This window comes from Planomonospora alba (assembly GCF_039534085.1).
Classification (GTDB): Bacteria; Actinomycetota; Actinomycetes; order Streptosporangiales; family Streptosporangiaceae; genus Planomonospora_B; species Planomonospora_B alba.
Genome location: NZ_BAAAUT010000031.1, coordinates 47,485 through 62,418 on the forward strand (window position 1 = coordinate 47,485; position 14,934 = coordinate 62,418).

The 14,934-nt window shown below is 69.6% G+C and carries 20 protein-coding genes; 19 read left to right on the forward strand and 1 reads right to left on the reverse strand.

Annotated features, from left to right (window positions below):
• Positions 1–229: 229 nt before the first annotated feature.
• Positions 230–1,318 (forward strand): GNAT family N-acetyltransferase, encoded by a 1,089-nt coding sequence (locus ABD823_RS19705; protein WP_344861663.1) that lies wholly within the window; start codon positions 230–232, stop codon positions 1,316–1,318.
• On the opposite strand, the gene ABD823_RS19710 is transcribed toward ABD823_RS19705, so the two are convergent.
• Entirely contained in the window at positions 1,283–1,759 is a 477-nt protein-coding gene (locus tag ABD823_RS19710; RefSeq protein ID WP_344861665.1) for an ASCH domain-containing protein, read from the reverse strand. The two genes, ABD823_RS19705 and ABD823_RS19710, sit on opposite strands and share 36 nt — an antisense overlap.
• 127 nt (positions 1,760–1,886) lie before the next feature.
• On the opposite strand from ABD823_RS19710, the gene ABD823_RS19715 reads away from it, so the two are divergent.
• The 18 genes from ABD823_RS19715 (at position 1,887) to ABD823_RS19800 (ending at position 14,915) form a co-directional block, all read left to right on the forward strand.
• A complete protein-coding gene (locus ABD823_RS19715) occupies positions 1,887–2,306 on the forward strand; it encodes a hypothetical protein (RefSeq protein ID WP_344861667.1) in 420 nt (139 codons plus the stop codon).
• Positions 2,303–3,586: a PBSX family phage terminase large subunit gene (locus tag ABD823_RS19720; protein WP_344861669.1), complete on the forward strand. Its 1,284-nt coding sequence runs from the start codon at positions 2,303–2,305 to the stop codon at positions 3,584–3,586. The genes ABD823_RS19715 and ABD823_RS19720 overlap by 4 nt, the downstream gene beginning before the upstream one ends.
• Positions 3,587–3,754: 168 nt before the next feature.
• On the forward strand, positions 3,755–4,222 hold the full coding sequence (locus ABD823_RS19725; RefSeq protein ID WP_344861671.1) for a hypothetical protein: 468 nt from the start codon (positions 3,755–3,757) through the stop codon (positions 4,220–4,222).
• Positions 4,223–4,253: 31 nt separating this feature from the next.
• A complete protein-coding gene (locus tag ABD823_RS19730) occupies positions 4,254–6,212 on the forward strand; it encodes a hypothetical protein (protein WP_344861672.1) in 1,959 nt (652 codons plus the stop codon).
• 16 nt (positions 6,213–6,228) lie between these two features.
• The gene (locus ABD823_RS19735) at positions 6,229–6,519 is read left to right on the forward strand and encodes a hypothetical protein (protein WP_344861674.1); all 291 of its coding nucleotides are present in this window, start codon (positions 6,229–6,231) and stop codon (positions 6,517–6,519) included.
• A 17-nt stretch (positions 6,520–6,536) separates the two neighbouring features.
• Complete coding sequence (locus ABD823_RS19740) at positions 6,537–6,797, forward strand: hypothetical protein (RefSeq protein WP_344861676.1); 261 nt, start codon at positions 6,537–6,539, stop codon at positions 6,795–6,797.
• A gap of 34 nt (positions 6,798–6,831) precedes the next feature.
• Entirely contained in the window at positions 6,832–8,391 is a 1,560-nt protein-coding gene (locus ABD823_RS19745; protein ID WP_344861678.1) for a phage portal protein, read from the forward strand.
• Positions 8,391–10,250 carry a phage minor capsid protein gene (locus ABD823_RS19750; RefSeq protein ID WP_344861680.1) on the forward strand — a complete coding sequence of 620 codons (1,860 nt, stop codon included), beginning with the start codon at positions 8,391–8,393 and terminating at the stop codon, positions 10,248–10,250. Before ABD823_RS19745 ends, ABD823_RS19750 begins: the two co-directional genes overlap by 1 nt.
• Positions 10,247–10,414, forward strand: coding sequence for an Rmf/CrpP fold protein (locus ABD823_RS19755; RefSeq protein WP_344861682.1), 168 nt, complete (start codon positions 10,247–10,249; stop codon positions 10,412–10,414). Before ABD823_RS19750 ends, ABD823_RS19755 begins: the two co-directional genes overlap by 4 nt.
• 190 nt (positions 10,415–10,604) lie before the next feature.
• Positions 10,605–11,354 carry a hypothetical protein gene (locus tag ABD823_RS19760; protein ID WP_344861684.1) on the forward strand — a complete coding sequence of 250 codons (750 nt, stop codon included), beginning with the start codon at positions 10,605–10,607 and terminating at the stop codon, positions 11,352–11,354.
• 15 nt (positions 11,355–11,369) lie between these two features.
• Positions 11,370–12,320 (forward strand): major capsid protein, encoded by a 951-nt coding sequence (locus ABD823_RS19765; protein ID WP_344861686.1) that lies wholly within the window; start codon positions 11,370–11,372, stop codon positions 12,318–12,320.
• Positions 12,321–12,393: 73 nt separating this feature from the next.
• Complete coding sequence (locus tag ABD823_RS19770; RefSeq protein ID WP_344861688.1) at positions 12,394–12,771, forward strand: hypothetical protein; 378 nt, start codon at positions 12,394–12,396, stop codon at positions 12,769–12,771.
• Positions 12,771–13,082: a hypothetical protein gene (locus tag ABD823_RS19775; protein WP_344861689.1), complete on the forward strand. Its 312-nt coding sequence runs from the start codon at positions 12,771–12,773 to the stop codon at positions 13,080–13,082. The genes ABD823_RS19770 and ABD823_RS19775 overlap by 1 nt, the downstream gene beginning before the upstream one ends.
• Complete coding sequence (locus tag ABD823_RS19780) at positions 13,069–13,413, forward strand: hypothetical protein (RefSeq protein ID WP_191897512.1); 345 nt, start codon at positions 13,069–13,071, stop codon at positions 13,411–13,413. Before ABD823_RS19775 ends, ABD823_RS19780 begins: the two co-directional genes overlap by 14 nt.
• A gap of 3 nt (positions 13,414–13,416) precedes the next feature.
• Positions 13,417–13,806: a hypothetical protein gene (locus ABD823_RS19785; RefSeq protein ID WP_344861693.1), complete on the forward strand. Its 390-nt coding sequence runs from the start codon at positions 13,417–13,419 to the stop codon at positions 13,804–13,806.
• Between the two features lie 4 nt (positions 13,807–13,810).
• Positions 13,811–14,125, forward strand: coding sequence for a hypothetical protein (locus ABD823_RS19790; protein ID WP_191897510.1), 315 nt, complete (start codon positions 13,811–13,813; stop codon positions 14,123–14,125).
• The gene (locus ABD823_RS19795) at positions 14,122–14,472 is read left to right on the forward strand and encodes a hypothetical protein (RefSeq protein ID WP_204054671.1); all 351 of its coding nucleotides are present in this window, start codon (positions 14,122–14,124) and stop codon (positions 14,470–14,472) included. Before ABD823_RS19790 ends, ABD823_RS19795 begins: the two co-directional genes overlap by 4 nt.
• Positions 14,469–14,915, forward strand: a complete 447-nt coding sequence (locus ABD823_RS19800) for a minor capsid protein (RefSeq protein ID WP_344861696.1) — start codon at positions 14,469–14,471, stop codon at positions 14,913–14,915. The genes ABD823_RS19795 and ABD823_RS19800 overlap by 4 nt, the downstream gene beginning before the upstream one ends.
• The last annotated feature ends 19 nt before the right edge of the window (positions 14,916–14,934 follow it).

Here is a 14,934-nt window from a genome sequence, read left to right on the forward strand (position 1 = left end):
GAAAAAGCAACCCCTCCTTGAGATATGCAACAACTACATCATGTGATTATTCGTGGCCTCTGTGTAATGAACGCTGGATATGTGCGAGGCGATAAAAGGGAAAGAGCGTTCCATTCACTCTCGGTATTCGTCGAACTACAAATCCATGGTTGACTTTTATAACTACTTCTTGTATGCACCCTGGTTTGGTTGCTATCTAATTGCGGCGAGGTGAACGGAAAGGGAGAGCGTGCACGTTGAGATCACACTGTCGTCGCCGGTGAGGCAATCCGCGCGGGTCCTGCAGTTGCAAGGCATGTTCGACGTGCCGATCGAGCAGAAGCTCACCAGCTCGTGGGCGATCGACGTGCCGGTCGAGGAGCGGCCGTGGAACGTCGGTCTGATCGTCGGCCCGTCCGGCGCCGGGAAGTCGACGCTGGCGCGGCACCTGTGGCCGGGCCGGGTCGTGTCCGAGCAGGCGTGGACGGACCGGGCGCTGGTGGACGACTTCCCGAAGGGCATGTCCATCAAGGACATCGTGGCGCTGCTCGGCGCGGTCGGCCTGTCCAGCCCGCCGGCGTGGCTGCGGCCGTACGCGACCCTGAGCAACGGGGAGGCGTTCCGCGCGTCGATGGCGCGGGCGCTGGCCGAGGCCGAGGGCCTGGTCGTGGTGGATGAGTTCACGTCCGTGGTGGACCGGCAGGTCGCGAAGGTCGCCTCGCACGCGGTGGCGAAGACGGTCCGGCGGCGCGGGCGGCAGTTCGTCGCGGTGACCTGTCACTACGACGTGCTGGACTGGCTGCAGCCGGACTGGGTGCTGGACGTGGCCGCCTCCGAGTTCCGCTGGAGGCAGGTTCAACCCCGGCCCCAGCTCCAGCTTGAGGTCCGGCCGGTGGACCGCGCTGTCTGGCCCTTGTTTGCACGTCATCACTATCTGACGGGCAGCCTGCACCGGGCCGCGAAATGCTTCGGCGGGTTCATCAACGGTGAGCTGGTGGCGTTCACGTCGTACCGGCATTTCCCGCACCCGAAAACGAAGACGATTAAAATGGCACACCGCACGGTGGTGCTGCCCGATTATCAGGGTCTTTCCATCGGCGGGAAGCTCACTGAGTGGGTCGGGCAGCACCTTTATGAGCAGGGGTATAGGCTCCGTGCGGTGTTGAGTCATCCGGCGCTTATCACGTACCGTTCCCGGTCGCCGAGGTGGCGGATGGTTGGGCAGGATAAAACGCTCGGCACGACGAGTTCGTGGAAGCACATGCATGCCGACACGTTGAATCCCCGCCGTCTTGGGACGGTGTCATTTGAATACGTGCCTCGGCGCCCGGACCGGTGACGCGAGCAGATCGAAGATCGTTTTCGTCTCCGGATCGGCATCGGTGAAGGCCCGCCGCCAGTCCGGCGGCGGCGCGAGAAGCCCCTGGTTGCCGCGGACTTCGAGGAGTCGCGTGGCCGGCGTCGGGTCAGCCAGGACCCAGTTTCTGGTGTGGGGGTTGGCCCAGGGCGAGGGGTGGCCGCGCACGACGTCGACCAGCTCCACCGAGCCGAGGATGACGCCGAACTCCAGGTCGTACGGCGCGGGGATGCCGAGTTCGGCGAGTTTGTCATAGCCGCGCTGGTCGGTGCTTTTTCCGGCGTGAATGAGAAGGGTCCCGGTGTATCTCGGGTCCCAGCTCCGATTTTCGATGTCCTTTCGTCCGTGGGACTTTTCGGGGTCGCCGTGGATTATCGCCCACGCCCATGGTTGTTTAACGGTGATCATTCTTACTTGCTGCATACGTGCAGGGTAGCGCATCTAAACGATCTTGGGTAACGCTAGTTGATCTTGAATTGGGGGGTCCCTCATGGGTATCGGAGCAGCGAAACTCATCCCCGTATCCGAACGTCGCGCAAAGGCCATCCAAATGCGGCTGGCGGGAGTCAGCTACGAAGTCATCGCCAAACAACTCGGCTACTCCAGCCGCAGCGCCGTCTGCCAGGACATCAAGCGCGCCCTGGCCAAGTCGATGAAGGAAGAGCAGGAGTCCGCCGAGGAGCTCCTGAAGCTGGAGATCGACCGCCTCGACCGGCTCATGGCCTCCGTCTGGCCCGCCGCGCTCGACGGCGACGTCAAGGCCGTCGAAGCCGCCGAACGCATCATCAAGCGCCGCTGCGGCCTGCTCGGCCTGGACCTCATCAACCGCAACGGCTCCGGCGACGGCGACCTCGTCTCCCTGCTCGGCACCCTGTTCTCCGAGCTGCAGAGCCGCCACCCGGCCGCCCTCGCCCAGGGCACGCCCGCGGTCGAGGTCGACGCGATCGAGGTCGGGGAGGCGCGCACGTGAGCCTGGGCATCGTTCGGCTCTCGCCCGCCCAGGAGCGCAGCATCGCCGAGTCCACGGCCCGCCTCAACATCTGGACCGGCAGCGTCCGATCCGGCAAGACCATCGCGTCCCTGCTGCGGTGGCTGATGTACGTCGTATCCGCACCCCGCGGCGGGCACCTGGTCATCGTCGGCAAGACCGGCGACACCATCAGCCGCAACGTGTTCGAGCCGCTCATGGATCCCAGCCTGACCGGCCCGGTAGCGAAGCGGATCTTCCACACCCGGGGCAACCCGACCGCGAACATCCTGGGCCGCCGCGTGGAGATCATCTCCGCGAACGACGTACGCGCCGAGTCCCGCCTGCGGGGCCTCACCTGCGCGGGCGCGTACGTGGACGAGGCGACGCTGATCCCAGAGACGTTCTTCGACCAGCTCCTGGCCCGCTGCTCGGTGCCCGGGGCGAAGATCTTCTGCACGACCAACCCCGACGCGCCCAACCACTGGCTGCGCAAGCGGTTCCTGCTGCGGCATCGCGAGCTCGACCTGCGGTACTGGCACTTCGTCCTCGATGACAACCCGGCGCTGGACCCGGTCTACGTCAGCAACCTGAAGGCCGAGTATTCCGGGCTCTGGTACCGCCGCTACATCCTCGGCGAATGGTGCATGGCCGAAGGCGCGATCTTCGACATGTGGGACCCCGACCGCCACGTGGTCGACTCGCTGCCGCTGATGGAGCGCTGGCTGGGCGTCGGCGTCGACTACGGCACCGTGAACCCGTTCGCCGCGCTGCTGGCCGGCGTGTCCGTCCCCGACGCCGAGGGGCAGCGCCGCCTGTACCTGGCCTCGGAGTTCCGGTGGGACTCCCGGGCGGAGCGGCGCCAGCTCACCGACGCGGAATACTCCAAGCGGCTGGTCGACTGGCTCGACAACATCCCCGACGCCTACGGGCCCGGCACTCGCGGGGTGCGCCCTGAGTACCTGATCGTCGACCCGTCTGCGGCGTCGTTCGTCACCCAGCTCCACCACGATGGCTTGATGCCGCAGCTCGGCGACAACTCCGTCCTGGACGGCATCCGCACCTTGTCCAACCTCATGGCCGCCGATCACCTGAGGGTCCACCGCTCCTGCGCGGGCTGGCTCGGCGAGGTCGGCTCTTACTCCTGGGACGACCGCAAGGCTGAGAAGGGCGACGACGTCCCCGTCAAGGTCGATGACCACAGTTTGGACAGCAGCAGGTATATCGCCCACACCACCCAGGCGGTATGGCAGCCGCTGCTGGAGCCCGTTCCGTCGTACTGACCTCCCGACCCACCCCGGCCTGGCGCCGGGGCGGTGCTGCTCCGCGCGCCCTTCCCCGTGCGCGCGTCGAGCGCCGATCCGGTCGTGGCCTGCCGCTGTTGAGGGGCGGCGGTGGGCCACGACCGCTTCGCCTGCCCGCTGGCTCGTCTCCCCCCTGGAGGAGTAAAAATGGATTTCGTTTTCAACATTGCGAAGGGCCGCGCCGCCGAACTGTACTGGCGCGTCAAGAACTCCGACCCGGCCAACTCCGCGCTGCTCATCGTCGCGCTCGCCGTCGCCAACCTCGAAGCCGACACCGTCCTGCGCGACAAGGACACCCTCGCCGACGTGCTCTCCGGCTCCACCGACGAGGTCACCAACAGCGGCTACGCCCGCAAGGTGCTGACCGCCGCCGACCTGGCCGCGCTCACGCCCGACGACGTCAACGACCGCATGGACCTCGACATCCCCGACCAGACGTGGACGGCCGTGCAGTCGGGCACCAACTGGTCCAAGCTGCTCATCTGCTACCGGCCCGGAGCCGCCTCACCGGACTCAGCGGTCATCCCCCTGACCGCCCACGACTTCACCATCACCCCGGACGGCTCCAACATCGTGGCGCAGATCGACGCCGCGGGCTTCTACCGCGCCGCCTGACCACGGCCTTTCGATACGGCAGGAGGGGACCGTGGCCATCCAGTTCCTGTCGTCGCCTCCGCTGGTGTCCGCCGCCAGCCTGTCGGTCACCACGGCGGCGTTCTCCGCTCCGGCCGGAGCGGTACTCGTCGCGCTGTGCTTCGCGGAGAACGCGACAACGACATTCACCCTGTCGGCCTCCGCACCCACCATGGGCGGCTGGAATGGTTCGCAGACCTCCGTGTTGCAGGGCCGGGCCGGTGCCTACGCGGCAGCGCTGACACAGGCTCAGGCGTCGATGACCGTCACCCTGATGACCAACGGCGACGACTGCGCGTTGAAGGTGTTCGTCGTCACCGGCGTGGACACCTCCTCGCCGTTCGTGTCGTACTGGCCGGCGTCCAGCACCACCAGGGTCGTCAACCAGTCCGTCCAGACGATGCTGGACGGCGCGTGGGTGGTGGGCGCAGCCACCGAGTGGAGCGCCTCCGCGACGCCCACCAGTACCGACGTCGGTGAGGCGTTCCGCGTCGTAAGCCAAATGTCGGGCATCGCGGTCCGCAAGGCCGCGGCGACGCCCACCGCGTCCACGATCACCATCAACTTCACCACGACCGCTTCCACCCCCCGCTGGGCGCACATCGCGGCGGTCCTGCGGCCCAGCAACGACCAGGCGGGAAGCGCCGCGCAGGTGGCGGAGTCGGACGCCGCCCGGCCGATCACCCCCGTGAAGACACCCGCGGGACCCATCCTGCGGGCCAACACCTTCGACGGCGCGGCCCACGGCACCGTCGTCACGCAGGTGAACTCCGGCGGCGCCAGCGGCCACGCGTTCACCAGCATCGCCGGTTCCCCGCAGGTCTCCGACACCTTCTTCAACGACGGCTACCGCATGGCGGTGGTCAACACCCAGCAGGACGTTGACACCCACCTGGACTGGACGAACGTCACCGTCACGGGCAACGTGTTCACCGCCCGCCTGTATATGCGGCTGACCAGCGACGTCGCCGAAGCGCAACGGCTGTTCGTGCTGCTCGGCGCAGGCGACATCGTCTCCGGGGTGTGGCTGTCCCCGCAGGGGTTCCTCGCGGTGTTTCGCGGCCTGGCCGACGAGCAGGTGGCGGTCTCGACGCAGTTCGTCCCGCTGGGCGCGTGGATGCGGCTGGAGCTGCGGTACACCATCGACGGGGCCGGGTCCGGCACCGCCGAGATGTGGATGTACTTCGACCCGGACTCCGACCTGGCCAACGACTACGTCGTCACGCCGGTCACGACGTGGCCGGGCGGCAAACCGAACGGCGCCGAGTTCCACCTGCAGCACGACGCGGGGGGCCGCTGGTACCTCGACAACCCGGCGGTCGGCAACGCGAAGATCGGCGCGCTGTTCCCGAAGATCGTCCGGCCGGTCGGCCGGGCCGTCGAGTCCGACACCGCGACGTCGATGCGGCCGCCGCTGAGCATCACCACCGGCACCGAGACCGCCCAGCCGGTCGCCCGCACCAAGACCCGACCGGTCACCGCCGCATCCGACACGGCGCTCGCCCGGCCCCTGCAGCGGGTGTACGCGCGGCCGGTCGGCCAAGCCGTCGAAGACGACACGGTCTTCGAGATCCGCTGGGACCTGAAGGTCTGGACGGCGGCGGAGACCACCACGGCGACCCCGGTCCAGCCGGCCAAGAGCCGCCTGGTCGCCCGCGTGATCGACGTGGACGACGTCTGGCCGGTGCAGCGGTTCAAGACGGTGCTGCTGGCCGTACCGGACGACGCCGGGACGGCACGGCCGGTCACCCGGTTCCGGATCCGGGCCGTTCAGCGCGCGAACGAGCGCGACCTCCCCGGCTCCACCTGGCTCGGCCCCGCGGTCGTCGGCCAGCTCGTCCAGGCCGCCGAGACCGGCGCTGCCCGCGCGGTCACCTACCAGACCCGGCCGTTGCGCGTCGCTGGCGTCTACCGGATCTGGCGGATCACCCGGACACGGCGGGCCTGGTCCGCCGGGTCACCCACCACATAGGGAGGAGGGCCTCCGGGTGGAGCCCATTTCGTCGCTGTCGCGTGAGTACGTGTACGTCTTCGTGGACGGCGCGACCGGAGTTGAAGACGTGGAGATCGCGTTCACGACGCCGAACGTGGAGCCCACGGAAGCGCAGTGGAAGCCCGCGCAGTGGCACATCACCAGCCCCCGGGGCTCCGAAGCGCGGATCCTCATCGGCCCCGGCACCGACGCGCCGCTGACGGACGGCACCTACCAGGCATGGGTGCGCGTGACCGGCCCCGTCGAGCGTCCCGTGCTGCCGGGCGGTCTGGTCCCCATCACCTGAGCAGGAGAGGTTCCCTCATGCAACGACCCACCACGGGCCGCATCGTCCGCTACCGGGGCAAGCAGGGCCTGCACGCGCTGCGGGCCGCGATCGTCACCGCCGACGTCGACACGCTCGACCCCGAGGGGGTGCGGGTCGGCGCGCTGCCCGGCCTCGACAGCGAGTTCCACGTGCATCTGTGGGTGTTCTCGCCCGGCCACGCGCGGGGCGGCTTCGCCGAGTTCAACGTCGGACCCGGCCAGACACCCGGCACCTGGCACTGGCCGGAGCGCTCATGACGACCCGCGACCGTACGACACCGAGGGAGGTGTGATGGCGCTTCCCGAACACGATCAGGAGTGGCCGCCTCCGTACACGCGCGCTGAGCAGCGCCTGTACCGGCAGTGGGGAGCCTGGTACTCCGGTGACCCGGACGTGCTCGGCCAGGTGTACGGCTCCGGCGTCACCCCGGGCATGGGCCTGGACCTGAAGGGCTGGGACCGGCCGCTGCAGTACGCCGGCGGCACGATCGGCCGGGTCGCCCGCTGGTTCTGGGGGGCACCGACCCCGGCCGGGCAGTCCCGCTCCACGAAGATCCACGTTCCGGTCGCGGCGGACATCGCCGCCACCAGCGCGGACCTGCTGTTCTCCGAGCCGCCGACGCTGCGCGTGTCCGGCAAGAAGGGCCAGGCCCGGCTGGAGAAGGTCCTCGCCGAGGGCGGCGTCAACGGCATCCTGCTGGAGGCCGCGGAGCTGGGCGCCGCCTACGGCGGCGTGTACCTGCGGGTCGGCTGGGACACCACGATGCACGACTACCCGGTGATCGACATCCTCCCGGCCGACACGGGCGTCCCGGAGTTCCACTCCGGCCGGTTGAAAGCGGTGACGTTCTGGCGGATCGTCGCCGAGGACAACAAGGTCGTGTGGCGGCACCTGGAGCGGCACGAGCAGGGCCGCGTCTTCCACGGCCTCTACCAGGGTGACGCCGAACGGCTCGGCATGCCCGTGCCGCTGGTCGACCACCCGGCCACGGCGCACTTCGCGGAGATCGTGGACGCCGATGGCGGCTTCGACTCCGGCTTCGACAAGGGATTGCTCGTCCACTACATCCCGAACATGCGCCCGCACCGGACGCTGCGTGGCTCCCAGCTCGGCCGCTCCGACTACGCCGGGGTGGAGCCGCTGATGGACGCCCTGGATGAGACCTACACCTCCTGGATGCGTGACCTGCGGCTGGGCAAGTCGAGGATCATCGTCCCGGAGGTGTACCTCGCCAACACCGGCCGCGGCCGCGGCTCGACGTGGGACCCGGACCGGGAGATTTACTCCGGGCTCGGCATGCTGCCCAAGCCCGGCGGCGGCGACCCCATGATCACCCTGAGCCAGTTCGAGATCCGCGTCGCTGAGCACCAGCAGACCGCCAAGAACCTGCTCGCGCAGATCCTCCGGGGCGCCGGGTACAGCGTGCAGTCGTTCGGTGAGGCCGGGGAAGGCGCGGCCGTCACCGCCACGGAGATCCACTCCCGGGAACGCAAGTCCTACACCACGCGCGGCCGGAAGATCGGCTACTGGACCCCGGCGCTGTCGTGGCTGTCGGAGTGCCTGCTGGCCGTCGACCACGCGGTGTTCGGCACCAAGGTCGTGTCCGAACGCGCGACGGTCGAATGGCCGGACGGCGTCATGCCCGACCCGGAATCGCTGTCGCGCACCGTGGAGATGCTGGAGCGGGCCGGGGCCGCGTCCCTGGAGACGAAGGTCCGCATGATCCACCCCGAGTGGGACGACCCGCAGGTCAAGGCCGAGATCGCGCGGATCCGCGACGAGAAGGGCCTGAACGTGCCCGACCCGGACCGGATCACCGAGACGGTCGTCCCGGCCGCTGACGAGGACTGATGGCCACCGCATCCGCTGAGGATGCCGCCCGCGTCCTGGAAGCGCTGGAGCACGCCCGCCTCGTCGCGCAGCTGTACGCCGACGCCGAAGCGGAGCTGTTCACGAAGATCGCCGACAGGCTGCAGGAGCGGCTCGGGGAACCCGAGTACGAAGGGGCACGGTTCGCGGAGATCCGTGAGCTGCGCCGGGAGGCGGAACGGATCGTCGGCCGGCTGGAGCGGGCCGCGGCCAAGGCCGTGCGCAGCGGTGTGACCGACGCGTGGCGGCGCGGCGTCGACGCGGCGCTGGAGGACCTGCGCGGCCTCGGCTCCAAGAAGCTGATCTCGCCCGGCCAGGGCGTGGACGTGCTCGTCGGGCAGACCCTCAACCTCGTCACGCAGGTGCAGGCGGGGGCGCTGCGCGCGGTGGAGGACATCTACCGGCAGGTCATCGCCCGCACCGTGGGCCTGTCGCTGACGGGCGCGCTCACCCGCCGGGAAGCGACGCAGCGGGCCCTGGACCGGTTCGCGGACCGGGGCATCACCGGGTTCGTGGACCGGGCGGGACGGCACTGGGACATGCCGTCGTACACGGAGATGGCGATGCGGACCGCGATGACCCGCGCGACCGTGGACGGCCACCTGGCCGCGATGAGCGAGAACGACATCGACTTGGTGCTCGTGTCGCGGACCCCGCACGGCTGCCCGCTGTGCGACCCGTGGGAGGGCGAGGTCCTGTCGATCAGCGGCCCCGCCGGGACCCGCACCGAACCGCACGCGACCCGCGACGACGAGACGGTGAAGGTGAAGGTCGCCGCGACGGTGGCCGAGGCCCGCGCCGCCGGGCTGCTGCACCCGAACTGCCGTCACAACCTGAACGCCTACCTGCCCGGGGTGACGCGACCGGCGCCGCCGGTCGAGGCCTCCGGCACGTATGAAGACACCCAGGAGCAGCGGCGGCTGGAGCGGCAAGTCCGGCACTGGAAACGGCGGGAAGCCGCCGCGCTGGACGACGACGCTCGGGCCAAGGCCGACGTGAAGGTCGAGGAGTATCAGGCGCGGCTGCGGGAGCTGACGAAGGCCACCGGGTTGCGTCGCCGGTCGGGCCGGGAGCAGATCGGCGTGCCGCGTCCCCCGCGTCCGAAGCAGCCCCCCGCGCCCCGGCAGCGACCGGAGCGACCGGAGCAGCCGAAGGTGGAGCCCGCCGAGCCGTCCACCAGCTCGAGACCGCCCGGCGTGCCGGAGCACTGGCCGGTCACGCTGCGGGGCCTGCCGGAGGAGGACCTGCTGGCGTTCATGCAGTGGTACACCGACGACCCGGACATGCAGGAGCGGTTCCTGACCTACCTGGACGAGCTGGAGCAGCGTGAAGCCCGGGAGGATGCCGATCCCGGCTGGGCGTGGTCGTGGGAGGAAGACGAAACGCCCGAAGACCGGCGCATCACCGAGCTGGTCGCAGACGGGATGCCGTACCTGGACGCCTACGCCGAGGTCCACGGCCTGGATGCGGGCGAGCTGCGCCGCCAGGAGGAGCTGAGTCTCCTGCGGCAGGAGCGGGAGACCGGCGAGACCCTGGATGCGATGGTCCGCCGCCTGTACGCCGAATGGCTCGATATGCAGGTGGTGGAAGCGGAGAACGCCACCCGGGGCGTGCTGCTGAACAAGGCCGGGCAGGCCGCCGACATCGACCCGCGGACCTTGTTCTCGGGCCGGGCGGACCGGGCCCGCAGGTACGCCTCGGAGGAGCTGCTGCGCTGGTGGGGTGATCACCCGCGCATGACGCTGACGGAGTTCAAAGCCCAGATGCTGGAGCGCGACTCCGACCGGCGGGCCGCCCGCCGGATCCGTGAGGGCAGCGCCGGAAGGGAGTTCGGCGTATGAGCCTGTCCGCTCTCGACCGGCGGGCCGCGATCACCTTCGGGCGTCTCGCGGCCCGCCGGGGCCTGCCGGTCACCGCGTGCCCGTACGACCCGGGCCGCGACGACCGGAACCGTGCGCTCGCGCTGCTGTGGGTGCGGTCCTGGCGGCGCCACCGCACCCCGTAGCCCTCCGTTCCCCGTGTTCTTGGCGGACGCGCCTGCCGCGTCCGCCATCCGTGTGCGCAGCCGCTGGCCGGCGGCACGCGGTCGATCCAACTGACCGTTCGTCCTCGCGGGCCGGGGACCGGTCAGAACCGACTACCTGGCTGTTCGACACCCGCGGGCCGGGGTCCAGCCAGCCGAAGGAGTGTCCTTCATGGCCGATGACGACAAGTCGCAGACCGAGCAGACCGAGCAGAGCGGCGCGCAGCCGCCCGTCGAGGCTCCGCCTGCCCCTGTGCAGCAGGAGCAGGAGACCGAGCGCGTCAACCCGGACGCGAAGAAGATCGACCAGCTCCCGAAGTGGGCGCAGGACGAGCTGCGCCGGGCCCGCGCGGACGCCGTGAAGTGGCGTACCGCCGCCGGTCCCGACAGCGTGGGTGCGCAGGAGGCCGCCAAGCGGGCCGAGGACGCCGCCCGGGAGGCGGCGGAGAAGGCCAAGGCAGAGGTCGCGCAGCAGATCGGCCGGGCGCTCGGACTCGTCGCGGACGAGGAGAAGCCGGTCGACCCGTCCGAGGTGATCAACAAGCTCACCACGGAGAAGGAACTGACCGCCAAGGAACGGGACGCCGAGCGGGACCGGCACCGTCGTGCGCTGGTCGAGCTGGCCGTTCACCGGCAGTCGATCAAGCACGGCGCGGACCCGGACGCGCTGCTGGACTCCCGGTCCTTCCTCAAGCAGGTCCGTGACCTCGACCCGGACGGCGAGGGCTTCATGACCACGCTGACCGAGACGATCACCAAGGCCGTCGAGGACAACCCCAAGTTCAAGGCCGCGGCCGTCTCCGGGCCGCCGGCGCGCTCGGGTGGCGAGTTCACCGGTGGCCCCGGCCGCTCGTCCGACCCCGAGCAGATGACCACGGACGACTTCCGCCGTGCCCGGCGCAAGCCGCCCACCACCTCCTAGTTCATGGAGTAGAACGTGGCCAATACGTTTCTCACGCCGAATGTGATCGCCCGCGCTGCGCTGGCGACGCTGTACGAGACCTGCGTTATGGCGCAGCTCGTGCACAGGGATTACGACGAGGATTTCGCCGCGAAGATCGGCGACACCGTCAACGTGCGTAAGCCCGCCGTTTTCGAGGCGAAGGAATTCTCCCGCGCGAACGGCATCGAGATTCAGAACGCGCAGGAGACCGGCATTCCGGTCACGCTGAACCATTTCGCGGACGTCAGCTTCGCCGTTACGGCGGAGGACCTGACGCTGCGGATTGAGGATTTCGGCGTGCAGCTTCTGAACCCGGCGATGGAGGCCATCGCGCAGAAGATCGACCGGGACATTCTCTCCCTGCGGGACGACATTACGCAGGAGGTCGGCCGCCCCGGTCAGTGGGCCGCGAACCCGCTGGGTGCGAATGTTTTCGCGTACGACAATCCGCGTTCCGCGATCGACGCCCGTAGGGTGTTGAACCAGCGGAATGTCCCTGCGGCGGACCGCCATCTGGTCGTCGGCCCCGAGATCGAGGCGAAGTGGCTGAGCGACGAGCTTTTCCACCGCGCCGACGCCCGAGGTGACACGGACGGTCTCCGGGAGGCTTCTCTGGGAAGAAGGGTTTTCGGTTTCGATCCGTATCAGACCCAGAACATCACGGTTCCGGACGGAAGCGTTACCGGGAATTCCACGACCGAAGTCGGCGTGGCTTTTCATAGGACTGCTTTCGCGCTTGTTACGCGGCCTCTTGTCCTTCCGCAGGGTGCGGCCAACGCCGCTGTCGCGAATTACAAGGGCTTCGGTCTGCGCGTGGTCATGGATTACGACATCGACCTCAAGCAGGACGTCGTTTCCATCGACTGCCTTTACGGCACGAAGACCATCGACCCGGACCGCGCGGTGCTCATCAAGGGCAAGGACGTCGGTGACCCCGAGCCGTAATTAACGGCCTTTCTCGCGTCAATTCTTCCGGCCCGCTAAATGGCGGGCTTTTCTCATTTCAAGGAGGTACGCGATGGCCGTGAAGGCACGCCTCACCGAGAAGACGATCGCGCTCAAGACACCGGCCGCCGGGACGCACGTCCTGTGGCGGGCGCCGGTGCCGTGCAAGGTCCGCGCGGTGCGCGCCTACCGCGTCGGCGGGACCGGCGCGGCTGTCAACGCGCAGAAGATCAGCATCGACCCGCAGACCGGCAACCCGGTGACCAGCAACCTGCTGCCCACCGACCTGTCGGTGGCCACCGCCGCGCGGTGGGCGTCCGGGGCGCTCGCGGCCGCCCCGGTGCTGAAGCTCGCCGCCGGGGACACCCTGACGGCCGTGGTCGTCTCCGTCGCGGGCTCGCCCACGGACCTGATCGTGCAGATCGACGTCGAGCAGGACGCCAACACCTGATGGCGGAGCCGTACGTCTACCGCAACACCCGCACCGGCCAGACGGCCGAGTGGCCCACCCGCTCCGTGCGGCTGGACCACTCGCCCGTCTGGCTGCTCATCTCCGCCCCCGAGGTGGAACCGGAGCCGGTGCCGACGCCGGAGCCCCCGCGGGCTCCGGCCCGGCCGGTCCAGGCCGACCCGAAAGCCGCGTGGGTCGCCTACGCGGTCCACCGGGGCATGTCCGAGGCCGACGCCCGAGCGCTGAGCAAGACGGCGCTGATGGAGGAGTTCGGCCGCGACGACCAGGAGGACGACGATGGCCCGAACTGACCTGACCGCCGTGGCGATGACCCGGGCCGGGGTGAACCTCGGCGCGGCGCTCACCCCGGCCAACGCGGACGGCCACGCCTACATCGACAACGGCCGCCGCATGGTCCGCCTCAAGAACACCGACTCGACGGCCAAGACGGTGACGGTGCAGATCCCGGCCACCGTCGACGGCCAGGACGTCGAGGACCGCGAGTACATCGTCCCCGCCACCACGGGGGACGTGCTCCTGCCGCCGTTCCCGGCCGTCTACCGGCGCCCGGACGGCAAGGTGTTCCTCGACTACTCCGCGATCACCGGCCTGTCGGTCGCGGTGTACGAGCTGCCGGTGTAGGTGATGCAGTACGCGACCGCGGCGGACTACGCCGCCTACACCGGCACCAGCGCGCCGGCCGACGTCGACCGGCGGCTGGAGCGCGCCTCCGAGCGGATCGACGAGCTGCTGATGGGCGCGGTCTACGCGGTCGACGCCGACGAGCGGCCGACCGACCCGAAGATCGCTGACGCGCTGCGGCGGGCCACGTGCGCGCAGGCCGCGTGGACACTCGCGGTCGGCGACGAGTACGGCACCGCGAGCGCGTTCAACCGGGTCGAGATCGGGTCGGTGAAGCTGCAGCGGGCCGACTCGGCGGCCGGGACCGCGCCCCGGCACGCGCCGGACGCGGCCTCGATCCTGCGCATGGCCGGGCTGCTGCCCGGCATCGTGATCGACGGCCCGAGGTGGTGAGCCGATGACGCTGCTGCCGCAGTGGCTGATGCGGCACACCGCGACGATCCGGCCGTTCCTCGGTGACGGCGCCTACGGGCCCGTCTTCGGGGAGGAGGTCACCGAGCGGTGCCTGGCCGACGACGAGCGGCGGCTGGTCCGCGACGCGGACGGGACCGAGGTCGTCTCCGACCTGACGCTCTACATGCGGCCCGGGGTGGTGTGCCCGCCCGGGTCGGAGGTGACCGTCAACGGCCGCACGACCACGGTCATCGTCTCCCACGCCCGCGACGGCGGCGGTTTGCCCACCCCGGACCATGTGGAGGTGGCCTGCACGTGACCAGCATCGAACTCGACTTGAAGATCAACGTGGAGGCGTTCACCGCGGAGCAGCGCCGCGCGGCGGCCCGGGGCCTGCACAAGGCGACCCGGCATGTGCTGACCGCCTCCAACCAGCGGGTGCCGTTCGAGACCGGTGACCTGGAACGCTCAGGCCGGCCGGTCGTGGACGAGGTGAACCTGCGCGGCGTCATCTCCTACGACCAGCCGTACGCCGTCGCCCAGCATGAGGAGCTGGGGTACCGGCACGAGCGCGGCCAGGCGAAGTATCTGGAGTCGGCGCTGCGCGAGGAGGCCGACACCGTGCGGGAACTCATCGCGGCCGAGCTGAGGCGGGCGCTGCGATGAGCTGGACCCGTGACCTGCTGACCGGCCTGGCTGAACTGCTGGCCGCCCGGGGCGTCGGCGACTGGAGTCCGTCCGGCATCTACACCGACGCGCAGACCGCGATCACGATCTCGGGTCTGCCGTCGAAACCGGACCTGGCGATCTCCCTGACCTACTACGGGCTCGGCAACGACGGGGAGGACGTCACCCAGGCGGACGCCTCCGCGCAGGTGCAGGTCCGCATCCGGGGCAAGGCCGACCCGCGTCAGGTGGACGACCTGGCCGACGAGGTGTTCGAGGTGCTGCACGGCCTGTCCAACGTCGAGCTGCCCGGCGGGGTGTGGGTGCTGCTGTGCCAGCGGACGATCGTCGCGCCGCCCGACCGGGACCAAAACGGCCGCCGGGTCCGCGCGGACTCCTACGACCTGCTGTGTCACCGGCCGTCGCTGCACCGGGCCGAGTGACCCGCACCTTTCCTCATCA